Annotated in this window: 13 protein-coding genes; 11 read left to right on the top strand and 2 right to left on the bottom strand. The window is 62.6% G+C overall.

All coding sequences use genetic code 11. The features are described from left to right. Positions 1-78 precede the first annotated feature (78 nt). Entirely contained in the window at positions 79-354 is a 276-nt protein-coding gene (locus JAO85_RS21920) for an oxidative damage protection protein (RefSeq protein WP_003053502.1), read from the bottom strand. A 143-nt stretch (positions 355-497) separates the two neighbouring features. Between JAO85_RS21920 and JAO85_RS21915 the strand changes: the two genes are divergently transcribed. From JAO85_RS21915 to JAO85_RS21875, 9 genes are all read left to right on the top strand, one after another. Beyond that, a complete protein-coding gene (locus JAO85_RS21915) occupies positions 498-1,529 on the top strand; it encodes a sulfate ABC transporter substrate-binding protein (RefSeq protein ID WP_202789021.1) in 1,032 nt (343 codons plus the stop codon). 68 nt (positions 1,530-1,597) lie between these two features. Continuing rightward, positions 1,598-2,194, top strand: coding sequence for an NADPH-dependent FMN reductase (gene ssuE, locus JAO85_RS21910; protein ID WP_039051086.1), 597 nt, complete (start codon positions 1,598-1,600; stop codon positions 2,192-2,194). 220 nt (positions 2,195-2,414) lie between these two features. Next, positions 2,415-3,443 (top strand): sulfonate ABC transporter substrate-binding protein, encoded by a 1,029-nt coding sequence (locus JAO85_RS21905; protein ID WP_202789020.1) that lies wholly within the window; start codon positions 2,415-2,417, stop codon positions 3,441-3,443. 20 nt (positions 3,444-3,463) lie between these two features. Continuing rightward, positions 3,464-4,546, top strand: coding sequence for a sulfonate ABC transporter substrate-binding protein (locus JAO85_RS21900; RefSeq protein ID WP_202789019.1), 1,083 nt, complete (start codon positions 3,464-3,466; stop codon positions 4,544-4,546). Between the two features lie 23 nt (positions 4,547-4,569). Then, positions 4,570-5,793, top strand: coding sequence for an FMNH2-dependent alkanesulfonate monooxygenase (gene ssuD / locus JAO85_RS21895; RefSeq protein WP_202789018.1), 1,224 nt, complete (start codon positions 4,570-4,572; stop codon positions 5,791-5,793). A 10-nt stretch (positions 5,794-5,803) separates the two neighbouring features. After that, positions 5,804-6,646, top strand: a complete 843-nt coding sequence (ssuC, locus tag JAO85_RS21890; protein WP_202789017.1) for an aliphatic sulfonate ABC transporter permease SsuC — start codon at positions 5,804-5,806, stop codon at positions 6,644-6,646. A gap of 143 nt (positions 6,647-6,789) precedes the next feature. Further along, the gene (locus JAO85_RS21885; protein WP_039051089.1) at positions 6,790-7,788 is read left to right on the top strand and encodes an ATP-binding cassette domain-containing protein; all 999 of its coding nucleotides are present in this window, start codon (positions 6,790-6,792) and stop codon (positions 7,786-7,788) included. A 69-nt stretch (positions 7,789-7,857) separates the two neighbouring features. Continuing rightward, a complete protein-coding gene (locus tag JAO85_RS21880) occupies positions 7,858-8,790 on the top strand; it encodes a CysB family HTH-type transcriptional regulator (protein WP_012839005.1) in 933 nt (310 codons plus the stop codon). A gap of 319 nt (positions 8,791-9,109) precedes the next feature. Next, positions 9,110-9,325 carry a molybdopterin-binding protein gene (locus JAO85_RS21875; RefSeq protein WP_003053517.1) on the top strand — a complete coding sequence of 72 codons (216 nt, stop codon included), beginning with the start codon at positions 9,110-9,112 and terminating at the stop codon, positions 9,323-9,325. Between the two features lie 307 nt (positions 9,326-9,632). On the opposite strand, the gene putA is transcribed toward JAO85_RS21875, so the two are convergent. Then, the gene (gene putA, locus JAO85_RS21870) at positions 9,633-13,481 is read right to left on the bottom strand and encodes a trifunctional transcriptional regulator/proline dehydrogenase/L-glutamate gamma-semialdehyde dehydrogenase (RefSeq protein ID WP_202789016.1); all 3,849 of its coding nucleotides are present in this window, start codon (positions 13,479-13,481) and stop codon (positions 9,633-9,635) included. A gap of 115 nt (positions 13,482-13,596) precedes the next feature. Here putA and JAO85_RS21865 point away from each other — a divergent pair, with 115 nt between their 5' ends. Both JAO85_RS21865 and JAO85_RS21860 read left to right on the top strand, forming a co-directional pair. Beyond that, positions 13,597-14,073, top strand: a complete 477-nt coding sequence (locus tag JAO85_RS21865) for an Lrp/AsnC ligand binding domain-containing protein (protein ID WP_034356242.1) — start codon at positions 13,597-13,599, stop codon at positions 14,071-14,073. Between the two features lie 196 nt (positions 14,074-14,269). Continuing rightward, the coding region (locus tag JAO85_RS21860) for a PAS domain-containing protein (RefSeq protein ID WP_202789015.1) at positions 14,270-14,562 on the top strand (293 nt) is incomplete at its 3' end.

Here is a 14,562-nt window from a genome sequence, read left to right as displayed (position 1 = left end):
CGCCGCTACGGCTGCGATTTCACACATGAAAAAGCCCCGGGGCAGGGCCACGGGGCTTGGTGTCCGAGTCAGAAGAACTTACTCGGCGCTGGGAGGCACATAGCCGGCTGCGGCATCGGCACCGCCGCCAAAGAAATGGTTTTCCATCTGGCGAGCCAGATACTGGCGCGCGCGGGCGTCGGCCAGGTTCAGACGGTTTTCATTGATCAGCATGGTCTGGTGCTTGAGCCAGTCGGCCCAGGCCTGCTTGCTCACGCTTTCATAGATACGCTTGCCCAGTTCGCCAGGGGCAGGGGGGAAATCCAGGCCTTCAGCGTCTTGACCAAGCTTGATGCAGTGAACGGTACGTGCCATGTGTAGGGTCCTCTTGGTTGATTTCAGATGTTTAGGTAATAACAAACTGAAATCTTAGTAGTTTGAGTTTTAAGAATGCGGCTCAAGAATGCGCAGCAACGGGGCAGAAGCCCGTTAACCATTCACTCCAAGAACACAGTCCAATGAAAAATCGTCGCAACTTTATCAAGTTTCCTCTGGCTGCCGGTCTGATTGCTGGCTTGACCCTCTCGGCTCTGCCCACATTGCCCGCTTTTGCTCAAACCGGCGTGCAGCTGCTCAACGTTTCCTATGACCCCACTCGTGAGCTGTATGTGAACTACAACCAGGCGTTTGCCAAGCACTGGAAGGCGACGCAGAACCAGGATGTGACCATCAAGCAGTCGCATGGCGGCTCGGGCAAGCAGGCGCGCTCCATCATCGACGGCATTGAGGCCGACGTGGCCACGCTGGCCCTTGCAGGCGATATCGACGCTCTGGTCAAGAACGGCAATGTCAAGGCCGACTGGCAAAAGCGCCTGCCGCACAACAGCGCGCCCTACAGCTCCACCATCGTGTTCCTGGTCAAGAAGGGCAATCCCAAGGGCATCAAGGATTGGGACGATCTGGTCAAGCCCGGCATTCAGGTGATCACGCCAAACCCCAAGACCTCGGGCGGTGCACGCTGGAACTATCTGGCAGCTTGGGAATTTGCCAAGCGCAAGTACGGCAGCGATGCGCAGGCCAAGGATTTCATCACCAAGCTCTACAAGAACGTGCCCGTGCTGGACACCGGCGCGCGCGGCTCCACCGTGACCTTTGTGCAGCGCGGCCTGGGCGATGTGCTGCTGGCCTGGGAGAACGAGGCCTATCTGGCACTCAAGGAGTTCGGCCCCGAGAAGTTCCAGATCGTCGCGCCTTCGCTGTCCATCCTGGCCGAGCCTTCGGTGGCCGTGGTCGACAAGGTGGTCGATAAAAAGGGTACGCGTACCGTGGCCGAGGCCTATCTGAAGTATCTGTACTCCGAGGAGGCCCAGCGCATTGCCGGCAAGAACTTCTACCGCCCGACCGATGCCAAGGTGGCAGCCGAGTTTGCCGGCCAGTTCCCCAAGCTGGAGCTGTTCACCATCGACAAGGCCTTTGGCGGCTGGGCAGCGGCAGACAAGGCTCACTTCGCCGATGGCGGCAGCTTCGATCAGATCTACACCAAGAAATAAGAGAAACGCAGGACGGGAGCACGATGAGTGCTCCTGTCTTTGCAATGACAAAAAGATAGAGCCAAGCCATGTCGATTTTGCTGATTGCCGGTAGTCCCTCGCAGCCCTCGCGCTCCAGTGCCCTGCTCAATGCCGTGGCCGCCCGTCTGCAGGCCCAGGGTCTGAACACCGAGCCCGTGCTGCAGCTCAACCAGCTGGACCCCGCAGCCCTGTTGCATGCCCGCTTCGATCATGCCGAGATTCGTGCCGTGACCGAGCGCGTGGCCCGGGCCGACGCGGTGGTGGTGGCCACCCCCGTCTATAAGGCCGCCTATAGCGGCCTGCTCAAGGTCTTTCTCGATGTGCTGCCTCAGACCGCGCTCAAGGGCAAACTGGTCCTGCCCCTGGCCACGGGCGGCAGCCCCCACCATATGCTGGCGCTGGACTATGCGCTGCGCCCCGTGCTGCAGTCGCTTGGCGCGCGCCACATCCTGCCGGGCATTTATGCCACCGACCAGGGTGTGCCCCTGCTGCCTGAAGGCGGTTATGGCCTGGCCCCAGAGATCGCCGAGCGCGTCGAGGATGCAGCCCGGTTGCTGGCCACCGATCTGCGCCGCAGTGCCCAATGGGCCGCAGCCAATGACTTTGAAAGCATCGCGTTCTCCGATGTGCGATGTAGCGTTTGAACCAACGCCCCCCTGAGCCGCTACGCGGCTTTCCCTTAGGGGACGGCAGCATCGCTCCGGGGCGGCCTTTGCTTGCCGTCTCATTGAGGGATGGCTCCCATTTCTCCATGTCTCTGTTTTTGATAGCAGTCCCCGCACTGCGAAGGCCGAGTCGCGCCTGAAATCAGGCCGAAGGTGCGCCTGAAGTGTGTGGACGGCAAGCTCCAAGGATTGATTTTTCATGACCGATCGCAACAACACTTCCGTCGTCATTTCGTCGCAACTGCTGAACACCACACGTCGTCAGTGGCTGGCGGGTACGGCAGCCTCGGCGCTGGCGCTGGCGCTGGCCTCGGGCGGACTGCATGCGCAGCAGGGCAATGGCACGGCAAGCGGGCAGCGTGTGCTGCGCGTGGGCCATCAAAAAGGCTGGCTGTCGATTCTCAAGAATCGCGGCACGCTGGAAAAGCGCCTGACCCCGCTGGGCGTGGCCGTGCGCTGGGTTGAATTCAATGCCGGCCCTGTGCAGCTGGAGGCGCTCAATGTCGGCTCGATTGACTTTGGCGATGTGGGTGAGGCCCCGCCCATCTTCGCCCAGGCCGCCGGTGCGCCCCTGGTCTATGCGGGTGCCACGGTAGCGCGCCCCGGTCTGGAGGCCGTGATCGTGCCCAAGGGCTCGGCGATTCGCAGCGTGGCCGACCTCAAGGGCAAGCGCGTTGCCTACAACAAGGGCTCCAATGTTCATTACTTCCTGGTCAAGCTGCTGGAAAAGCATGGCCTCAAGTACGGCGATGTGCAGTCGGTCTTTCTGGCGCCTCCCGACGCGCGTGCCGCGTTCGAGAAAGGCTCGGTCGATGCCTGGGTGATCTGGGATCCGTTCCTGGCCTCGGCCCAGAAGGCCCTGGATGCACGCCTGCTGGCCGATGCCAGGGGCGTGGTCAACAACCGTGCCTACTACTTCACCTCGCGTGACTATGCGAGCCGCAATGCCGATGTGCTGCGCATCGCGATCGAGGAAATTGCCGTCATCGATGCCTGGGCCAGCAAGAACAAGAGCGCAGCAGCGGCAGAGCTGTCTCAGATCCTGGGCCTGGACACCGCGGTGACCGAGCTGTACCTGAGCCGTGCCGAGTTCGGCACCAAGGCCGTGAATGCCGAAATCCTGGGTGAGCAGCAAAAGATTGCCGACACCTTCTTCGATCTCAAGCTGATCCCCAAGAAGCTCAATTTGCTGCATGCCGCGCCCGTGGACTTGCTGGCCAGCCGCTGATTCATGAAAAGGTCATTACCATGAGTTCAGCATCCTCTTCACCCCGTTTCCATCGCGGCCGTCGCCAGGCTCTGCAACTGCTGGGCACCACGGCTTTCAGCTGGACCCTGGCCGCGCATTACGCCAACGATGCACTGGCCCAGCCTGTGCCGGCTATTGCGGCTCCGGCCCAGTTGCGCATCGGCTATCAGAAGTCGGCCGTCAATCTGGTCGTGCTCAAGCAGCATGGCGTTCTGGAAAAGCGCTTTCCAGGCACCAGGATCAGCTGGCTGGAGTTTCCAGCCGGGCCGCAGTTGCTGGAGGCTCTGTCGGCCGGAAGCCTGGACTTTGGCCTGACCGGCGATTCGCCGCCCGTGTTTGCCCAGGCTGCGGGCAAGGATCTGCGCTATGTAGGGGCCGAGCCGCCCAAGCCTGAAAGCTCGGCCATTCTGGTGCTCGCCGATTCGCCGCTGAAAACCCTGGCCGACCTCAAAGGCCGGCGCGTGGCACTGCAAAAAGGCTCAAGCGCCCATTACCTGTTGGTGCGTGCGCTGGACAAGGCAGGTATCGCCTGGGCCGACATTCAGCCCGTGTATCTGGCACCGGCCGATGCGCGTGCCGCTTTCGAACGCGGCAGCGTAGATGCCTGGGCCATCTGGGACCCGTTCTATGCGGCCACCGAGCTGAGCATCCGGCCGCGCGTGCTGACCAGCGGTGAAGGGCTGTCGGGCAACAACTCTTTCTATCTGGCCTCGCGCGGCCTGGTCGAGCACCATCCCCAGCTCATCAAGGCCTTGTTCGACGAGCTCACGCGCGCCGATCAGCTGGTGCAGACCTCGCGCAAGGAGGCCGTGCAACTGCTGGCCGCTTTCAGCGGTCTGGATGCGAATGTGGTCAGCCGCTTTATCGGCCGCAGACCCAGCTCGCCGACCACGCTGCTCAATCCCGCCATCGTGCTCGAGCAGCAGCGCGTGGCCGATACCTTTTTTCGTCTGGGCGTGATTCCACGCCAGGTGAAGGTGGTCGACATCGTCTGGCAGCCCGCAGCGGCGGAATACGCCGGCAATGGCCAGGCTGGCCCTGCTGCTTCATCCATTACGCCCCCCGTGGCATCCAGGTTCTAAGTCAGGTTCAAGGAGATTTCGTCATGCAAGTGTTCTGGTTCATTCCCACCCATGGTGATGCCCGCTACCTGGGCAGCAGCGAAGGCGCACGCCAGCTGAGCCATGACTATGTCAAGCAGGTGGCCGTGGCGGCCGACAGCCTCGGCTACGAAGGCGTGCTGATTCCCACGGGCCGCTCCTGCGAAGATCCCTGGGTAGTGGCGTCCAGCCTGCTGCCCGTCACCAAGCGTCTCAAGTTCCTGGTGGCCGTGCGTCCCGGCCTGCATCAGCCCAGCCTGGCTGCTCGCATGGCAGCCAGCTTCGACCGGCTTTCCGGCGGGCGGCTGCTGATCAATCTGGTCACCGGCGGCGATCAGGCCGAGCTGGAGGGCGATGGCGTGTTTCTCGATCATGCGACGCGCTATGAACAATCGGCCGAGTTCATCGAGATCTGGCGCGAGATTCTGGCACGCAGCCATGAGGGAAAGTCGCTGGATTTCGAAGGTCGACATCTGCAGGTCAAGGGTGCCAAGCTGCTGTTCCCGCCGCTGCAAAAACCCTATCCACCCGTCTATTTCGGCGGTTCTTCGCCTGCCGCCCACGAACTGGCGGCAGAGCAGGTCGATGCCTATCTGACCTGGGGCGAGCCACCGGCCGAAGTCGCCAAAAAGATTGCCGATGTGCGCCAGAAGGCCGATCGCCGTGGCCGCCAGGTCAAGTTCGGCATCCGCCTGCATGTGATCGTGCGCGAGACCGATGAAGAGGCATGGGCCGACGCCGAGCGATTGATCAGCCGCCTCAAGGACGAGACCGTGGTGCAGGCCCAGGCTGCGTTTGCGCGTATGGACTCCGAAGGCCAGCGCCGCATGGCCCAGCTGCACGCGGGCGGTACCAAGCGCAGCCGCAAGGACCTGGAGATCAGCCCCAATCTGTGGGCTGGCGTGGGCCTGGTGCGTGGCGGTGCGGGCACGGCCCTGGTGGGCAGCGCCCAGGCTGTGGCCGACCGTATCAAGGAATATGCCGATCTGGGCATAGACACTTTTGTGCTCTCGGGCTACCCGCATCTCGAGGAAGCCTATCGCTTTGCCGAACTGGTCTTCCCGCTGCTGCCCGTCAACGTGCAGGAAAAGCTCGGCGGTGGGAACCCCGGCGGCCCATTCGGCGAGACCGTGGCCAATCTGTACTCGCCGCGAGCCGCTGCTTCGGGAGCCGCCGCTTCGGGAGCCGCCGCTCCAGAGCGCGAGCAGGTCCGAGTGTCGCAAAGCTGAAGGAGAGTGTATGAGTGATGTTCAAACGCTGACCTTGCAATCCGCTGCCCAGCCTGCAAGCCCGCCGGTGCCGCGCCTTGAGTTGCTGGCGCGTCAGTTCGCTTTGCGCCTGCTGCCCTGGCTGTTGCCGGTCGCGCTGATCACTGCCTGGCAGGCCGCATCGGCCTATGGCTGGTTGTCCACGCGGGTGCTGCCCGCACCGCTGGATGTGTTGCGTGCAGCCTGGGCTCTGGCAGAGTCGGGCGAGTTATGGACCCATGTCAAGGTCAGTGCCGGGCGTGCGCTGGCGGGGCTGGCCATTGGCGGCAGCCTGGGCCTGCTGCTAGGTCTGCTCACAGGCTCGCTGCGCTGGGCCGAGACGCTGCTCGATTCCACGATCCAGATGGTGCGCAACATCCCTGCGCTGGCGCTGATTCCGCTGGTCATTCTGTGGTTCGGCATCGACGAATCGGCCAAGCTGTTTCTGATCAGCGTCTCGGTGTTCTTTCCCATTTATCTGAACACCTTTCACGGCATTCGCAACGTGGACCCGGGTCTGATCGAGATGGGCCGCAGCTACGGCCTCACGCGCTGGCAGCTGTATCGCGACATCGTCTTGCCGGGAGCGCTGTCTTCCATCCTCGTGGGCTTGCGTTTTTCGCTGGGGCTGATGTGGGTGATTCTGATCGTGGCCGAGACCATCTCGGCACAAGCGGGCATCGGCTACCTGACCATGAATGCGCGTGAATTTCTGCAGACCGATGTGGTGCTGGTGGGCATCTTGCTCTACGCAATTCTGGGCAAGTTGGCCGATGTGTTTGCTCGTTCGCTGGAGCGCTGGTGGCTGCGCTGGCATCCGGGGTATCAGGGGTGACTCCCCCTTAGCCGCTGCGCGGCTTCCCCCTCTCTCTTCGGGAGGGGGACGACATCCTCGCTGCGAGACGGCTCTTGCTGGATGTCTCTGGCCTGGGTAGTGCGCTTTTTGGGGCTTGGTGGAAAGAATGAGAGGAGCTTGCGATGAGTAGTTTGTGGAGTCGTTTGACGCAGTCGCTGGTGGGTGCAGGTGCGCTGAATGCGCGTCAGCCGCTGGTGGCCTGGGAGGCTTCCTGGGACGAGGCCGAGGCCTTGCAGGCGAGTGGAAAGCTGTGGCAGCGGACCAAGGATGCGGAAGAAGAGCAGCAGGGCAGCAGCAAGCAGCCGGATGTGCAGCAGAAAGCGGCCCAGGGTGTGCATCTGCAGACGCTGCAGCTGACCAAGCGCTATGGCGAGCGTGAAGTGCTCAAACAGGTGCAGCTCGATGTCCGGCCGGGCGAGTTCATCGCCATCGTTGGGCGCAGCGGCTGCGGCAAGTCCACCTTGCTGCGCCTTGTGGCCGGGCTGGAAGAGGCCAGTGCCGGGCAGCTACTGATCGATGCGGGCGATGCGCGCGAGCAGCGCCGGCAGAACAGGGATACGCGCATCATGTTTCAGGACGCGCGTCTGCTGCCCTGGAAGCGGGTGCTGGACAACGTGATTCTGGGGTTGCCCGATTCGGCACGCGAGCGCGGCCGCAAGGTGCTGGCGCAGGTAGGACTGGCTGACCGCGAAAACGAATGGCCGGCGCGGCTGTCTGGCGGCCAGCGCCAGCGCGTAGCCCTGGCCCGTGCCCTGGTTCACCAGCCGCGACTGCTGCTGCTCGATGAACCGCTGGGCGCTCTCGATGCGCTGACGCGCATCGAGATGCACCGCCTCATCGAAGGTCTGTGGCGCAGCCATGGCTTCACGGCCTTGCTGGTCACGCACGATGTACAGGAGGCCGTGGCCCTGGCCGATCGCGTGGTGCTGATCGAGGACGGGCGCATTGCGCTCGACGAGCGCATCGATTTGCCGCGTCCTCGTGTGCATGGAGATGCCCGCTTTGCCGCGCTGGAGACGCGCATTCTGGATCGCGTGCTGCAAAAGCCCGAGTCAGAACAGGCAACCGGATTGCCGAGCTGGCCTGGCGTGCCGGCTACGGGTCTGCGCTGGGCGATTTGAGCATCCAACGAAAACAAAGAGAAACAGGCGGCTGGCGCAGCCACAAGCTGTGCCGCCTGCCATCAAGATATGAATTTTCAGCAACTGCGTTCGGTCCGGGAAACGGCAAGGCGTGGCTTCAATCTGACGGAGGTGGCGGCCATGCTCCACACCTCGCAGCCCGGTGTGAGCCGGCAGATTCGCGAGCTCGAGGAGGAGTTGGGCATCGATATCTTTGTGCGCGCCGGCAAGCGTCTGACGGGGCTGACGCCGCCCGGCACGGCCTTGCTGCCTATTGTCGAGCGCATGCTGCTGGAAGCCGACAATCTGCGTCGCGCAGGAGAGGACTTCCACGCCAGCGAACGAGGCGGCCTGTCGATTGCTGCTACGCATTCCCAAGCACGCTATGCCTTGCCCCAGGTGGTGCGTGATTTCCGCAGGCTCTACCCCCAGGTTTCGCTGCATCTGCATCAGGGCTCGCCACGCCAGGTGGCCGAGATGCTGCTATCGGGCGAGGCCGATATCGGTGTGGCCACCGAGGCGCTGGGCAGTTATGAGAACCTGGTGACCCTGCCTTGCTACCGCTGGTCGCACAGCGTGGTCGTGCCGCCCGGCCATGAACTGCTCGATACGGACGGAGCACTGACGCTGCAAGCGCTGGCGCGCCACCCCATCATCACCTACGAGCAGGGTTACACGGGGCGTGCCCATATCGACAAGGCGTTTGCGGCGACCGGGCTGGTGCCCGATGTGGTGCTCACCGCCATGGATGCCGATGTGATCAAGACCTATGCGGAGCTGGGCATGGGCGTGGGCATCATTGCCTCCATCGCTTTCGATGCCGAGCGCGATCGCCATCTGCGCGCTATCGATGCCCGTCATCTGTTCGAGGTCAATCTCACGCGCCTGGCTCTGCGCCGCGATGCCTGGCTGCGTGGTTATGCCTATGCCTTCATCGAGAGCTTTGTGCCTACGCTGACCCCCGGGGTGGTGCGTGCGGCACTGCAATCTGCCGAAGGCTGAATTTCAACTCGAACCTCCCGAAAGAGCTTCAAGCCCCTGGTATTGCACTGCATGGGGCGACTGTGCAGCAGGGGCTGGCACAGGTGGTGCTCAATGCCTCCAACTTTTTGCGCAGCTTGGGCATCCTTGTAATCCGCGCGATGCATGGCCACGCAGGCTTGTGCCACGCTACGGTCGCTTATTTTTATAAGATGTTTTTGATATAAAAATTTTTGTTTTTATTCTTTTGAGTTTTTTGAAGAAGGTTTCAGAATTGTTTTCATGCAGTGCAGCAAACACTGTTTTTCAGAACCTTCATGACTTCTCAGGAGAATTTTGTATGTCCATTCAAGCCATCAACGTACGCAATCAGTTCAAGGGCAAGGTCAAGGAAATCATCCGCGGTGACGTGGTCTCGGAAGTGGATGTGGAAACGCCCTGGGGCATCGTCACTTCGGTGATCACCACGCGCTCGGTCAATGATCTGGGCTTGGCGGTGGGCTCGGAGGTTGTAGCTCTGGTCAAGTCCACAGAGGTGTCCATCGCCAAGCTGTAAATCTCATTTACTCTCAAAGAGCACCCAGCGCAGGTACTGCTTGCGCTGGGTGCTCTCTTTTTTGGACCCGCTAATACCACCCTTGATATATCGTTGCTTCGCCTTGCCGTACTGGGCACTGTCTGCGGCTGTGCGCCTGGTCTCAATGGCAAACCTGCGGTTGGTAGCGGTTCTGACGGGCGTGGTGAGCATCGGGCGCATAGCGCCAAACAGGCATGGCCTAAGCAGTGGACAGCAAGCAAGGGCCTTGGCGGACCCCCGCGAAGCAGAGAGGGGGAAGGTGCAAAGCGCCTCAGGGGGGGGTTGCCTATTCCAGCGTCATCAATGCCGCATTGCCGCCCGCTGCCGCCGTGTTGTGCGATAGAGCGCGTTCATGCCAGAGCCGCTCCAGCCGGACGGGTTGGCCTGTCACACAGCGTGTGGGCAGTATCAACGGGCCTGGGCGCCTTGCCAAGGCCTGCGCCCAGCGCAGAAATTGGGGGGCGTCGCATTCCAGCAGTGCTGCATCCATGGCCTCGGTCTCCGCAATTTCCTCGACGCTCAGCTCGGCAGGCAGCAGCCGCACATGAAGGCGCAGTGACTCTGGCAGCTTGCCGTGAACTGTGGTGCCGAGCGGGCCGGGTACCCACAGGGCTTGCGAGCCGCAGGCCAGTGCGGCAGCCAGTTGCAGCAGCAGCATGGTTCTTTCCTGCGCCAGGCACAGTGTGCGCGGCTTGCCAAGCAACTGGTAGAGATTGCGCTCGCCTGTGGGGCCGGGCAACAGACGCGCGGCATGCAGATCGGGCAGGGCCGATTGCAGGTGCTCGCAATCGTGGCTGACGATGGCTTCACCATGCTGCCTGGCCCAGTGACCCAGTTGCTGCAAGGCGGTCGCCGCTGCTGCCGTGACGGGTGCGGCACTGGCCTGTGTCTGTCCGGATTGATGCAGCAGCAGACTGAGCAAACGCAGGGGCGAGCCGGGTGTCTGCTGCAAGCGTGGCAGATACAGGGGGCCGCCGGCCTTGGGACCGGTGCCCGACAGCCCCTCGCCGCCAAAGGGCTGAACACCGACCACGGCCCCCACCATATTGCGATTCACATACAGATTGCCGACATGTGCCGCCTGGGCGACTAGCTGCACGGTTTCGTCGATGCGCGTGTGCAATCCCATGGTCAGGCCGTAGCCGAGGGCATTGATGCGCTCCAGCAACTGCGGCAGCTCGCGCCTTTGATAGCGCAGCACATGGAGCACGGGGCCGAAGACTTCGTGCTTGAGCTGATGCAGATCGGGCAGCTCGATCAGCGTGGGCGCTACAAAATGCCCTTGCGCGGCAGTTTCCGGGTTCAGCGGCGATTGATGGATGCGCAGACCCAGAGCCCTGAGTCTGGCGATATGCCGCTCGATAGCAGTCTTGGCATCGGCATCGATCACGGGTCCCACATCGGTAGCCAGCTCGACCGGATTGCCGCAATGCAGCTCTTGCATGGCACCGCGCAGCATGGCCAGCAGCCGGTCGGCGCAGTCGTTTTGGACGCACAGCAGGCGCAGAGCCGAGCAGCGCTGGCCTGCGCTGTCAAAGGCGGATGCAGCAATGTCCTGCACGGCTTGCTCGACCAGGGCGGACGAGTCCACCAGCATGGCGTTCTGGCCGCCGGTTTCGGCCACCAGCACCACGGGCTGGCCGTCGGGGCGCAGCCTGGCGGCGGTCTGCAGAGCCAGCAGTCGCGCCACCTCGGTGGAGCCGGTGAACAGCACGCCTGCCACGCGCGCATCGGCCACCAGCGCGGCGCCCACGGTCTCGCCCCGGCCGGGCAGCAGTTGCAGCACGTCTGGCGCAATGCCGGCCTGATGCAGCAGGCGCACGGCTTCAAGGGCGATCAGCGGGGTTTGCTCGGCGGGCTTGGCCAGCACCACATTGCCAGCGCCCAGGGCGGCTGCGACCTGGCCGGTGAAGATGGCCAGTGGAAAATTCCAGGGGCTGATGCAGACCACAGGGCCTATGCCGGGGGCGAGCAGATCCGCATCGGCCTGCCGCCGAATCTGAGCCGCGTAATAGCGCAGAAAGTCCACGGCCTCGCGCACCTCGGACACGGCATTGGCCGCAGTCTTGCCGGCTTCGCGCATCAGCAGGCTCATCAGCGGCTGCATCTGCGTTTCAAAGAGCTCGGCGGCGGTCTGCAGCAGACTGGCGCGCAGCTCGGCGGGGCTGGCTTGCCAGGCGGGCTGAGCCTGTGCGGCCGCCTGCATTGCCTGCTGAATCTGCGCGGGCCCGGCATCGCTGACATAGCCCAGCAACTCCTGATGGCTGGCCGGGTTGGTTATGGCTGTGCCGATGGCATCGGCGGCATGCACGGCATGGACACCCTGGCGAAGTTGTGCGGGCCGGCTTTGCGCAAGCGTTTGAGACAGAGCGCTCAACACACCGTCATCGCTCAGGTCCAGACCAGAGGAGTTGCGGCGCTGTTTGCCCAGCAGCTCGCGCGGCAGCACTATGCGGGGGTGGGGCAGGCCTACGTCATCGGCCGCAAGCAGTGTTTCCACCTCGGCTCGGGTTTGGGGATCCGGCTGCCCCTCAGCCCACGTTTGGTCTGCAGGGGCAGCTATCAAATCAGAGATGGGCCAGTCGGGGTTGGCGATGCGGTGCACGAATGAGCTGTTGGCGCCGTTTTCCAGCAGGCGGCGAACCAGATAGGCCAGCAGTGTCTCGTGCGTACCCACGGGAGCATAGATGCGGCAGGGGCGGCGTGCGGCCTTGTCCTCGGCCTCGACCACATGCAGGTAGAGCTGCTCGCCCATACCGTGCAGGCATTGAAACTCATAACGTCCAGCGCTGTAGGGCTGGGCACCTGCCAAGGATTCGATGCTGGCCACGGTCTGGGCGTTATGGGTGGCGAATTGCGGGTAGATGGCGCTGGGTGCGGCCAGCAGCTTGCGAGCGCAGGCAATATAGGCCACATCGGTGTGGTGCTTGCGGGTGTAGACCGGATAGTCGCTCAGACCGTCGATCTGGGCGCGCTTGATTTCGCTATCCCAGTAAGCGCCCTTGACCAGGCGCACCATCAGGCGGCGTCCGCTGCGTCGGGCCAGGTCGATCAGATAGTCGATCACATAGGGACAACGTTTTTGATAGGCCTGAATCACAAAGCCCAGGCCGTTCCAGCCTGCCAGGCCAGGGGCGTGGGCCAATTGTTCCAGCAGGTCCAGCGACAGCTCCAGGCGGTCGGCTTCTTCGGCGTCGATATTGAGTCCTATGTCGTAGCTGCGTGCCAGCTCGCACAGCTGCAGCACGCGTGGCAGCAGCTCGCTCATCACGCGCTGCCATTGCGCGCGGCTGTAGCGCGGGTGCAGGGCGCTGAGCTTGATGGAAATGCCCGGCCGTTCATAGACGCCCTTGCCGTCAGCGGCCTTGCCGATCGCATGAATCGCATTCACATAGGACTGCATGTAGCGCTGCGCATCCTCTGCGGTGAGTGCGGCCTCGCCGAGCATGTCGTAGGAATAGCGAAAGCCTCTGGCCTGCAGCTCGCGTGCGCGCTCCAGAGCCTGGGAAATGGTCTCGCCCATCACAAACTGCTCGCCCATCAGGCGCATGGCCATGTCCACGCCCTTGCGCACCAGCGGCTCGCCGCCCCTGGCTGTGATGCGTTTGAGCGCCGCGAGCAGGCCTGACTCGCTATGCGTATCGACCAGCTTTCCGGTGACCACCAGTCCCCAGGCAGCTGCATTGACAAAGAGCGAGGGGCTCTTGCCCAGATGAGCCTGCCAGTCGCCGCCGCGCAGCTTGTCGCGGATCAGTGCATCACGGGTAGCCGCATCGGGGATGCGCAGCAAGGCTTCGGCCAGGCACATCAGTGCCACGCCTTCCTGCGAGGACAGCGAAAACTCCTGCAGCAGACCTTGCACCAGCCCCTGGCGCCCAGCGCTGGCGGGTTGGGCGCGCAGTTGCTCGACCAGCTTTTGCGCATGGGCAGCGACCTGGGCAGCCTGGGCGGGCGGCAACGTGGCGGCAGGCAGCAGCCGGGCCACGGCATCGGACTCGGCCATGCGGGTGGCGCAACTGATGGCTTGACGCAGTTCATCGGCAGGGCGGCTGGAATCTGGCAGCGCAGTGAAAGTCGGCATGTCTGTGCAGGTGTCGTAGAGCCTGGACGCGAGCGGGTGCGCGGCCTTCACCATGTTCACAGCTGCATTGCATGCGGCCCGGGCGCAGCTGTCTACATAGGGAAAATCATTGCTGGTTTGTCGAAAAATGAATCACTATATTGAGTGAGTTAAAAAGAGGAATTCACCAATGATCGATGCTTCAGAAGTGGATATCGACAGGATTGATCGAAAAATACTGGCAATTCTGCAAACCGATGGACGCATCTCCAATCTGCGTCTGGCAGAGCAGGTGGCGCTGTCGCCCACAGCCGTGCAGGCCCGTGTGGCCCGGCTTACGCGCGATGGTTACATCCTGGGCTACGAAGCGCGGCTGAATCCGCAGAAGCTGGGCGTGGGCATGACGGTGTTTGTCGAGGTGCTGCTGGACCGCACCACGCCCCATGTGTTTGACGAATTCAAGGCCGCCGTGCTGGCTTACCCGGCCATCATGGAGTGCCATATGGTGGCGGGCGGCTTTGACTACCTGCTCAAGACCCGCATGGCCGATATGGCGGCTTACCGTGACTTCGCGGGCCGGGTGCTGTGGCAGCTTCCGGGCGTGCGCGAGACCAGAACCTATGCGGTGATGGAGGAGATCAAGGATGATGCGCGGCTGCCTTTGTAGGAGAAAAGCGCGTTTGCATGAAGAGTTCAGGACTCTGTATCTACGTTGACGCGGGCGAGCAACAACTGCTTTTTCAGGAATGGATGGGCCGCAAAAAACATGTAAATAATTGATACACACAGAGGTGGTTGCCGCAGTGCAGGCTGCGGCACAAGCTGTGCAGTTTTTCTCGATTAATGACCAAAAAGCGGCATCTATGAGAGTCAATGCACCAGTGACACAGCGGGAGTACAGCTTTGATGAGCACGCGACTCTGATGTCCACCACGGACACGGAGAGCTACATCAAATATGCCAATCAGGCGTTCATGGAGGTCAGCGGCTTCGAGCCGCAAGAGATCCTCGGCCAGACGCACAATCTGGTGCGCCACCCGGACATGCCCCCGGCTGCTTTTGCCGATATGTGGGCCACCCTCAAAAGCGGCGAGCCCTGGAGCGCACTGGTCAAGAACCGGCGCAAGAACGGGGACCACTACTGGGTTCGGGCCAA

Source organism: Comamonas sp. NyZ500 (genome assembly GCF_016772095.1).
GTDB classification, from domain to species: Bacteria; Pseudomonadota; Gammaproteobacteria; order Burkholderiales; family Burkholderiaceae_C; genus Comamonas; species Comamonas thiooxydans.
This window is presented reverse-complemented; position numbering and strand designations above follow the sequence as displayed.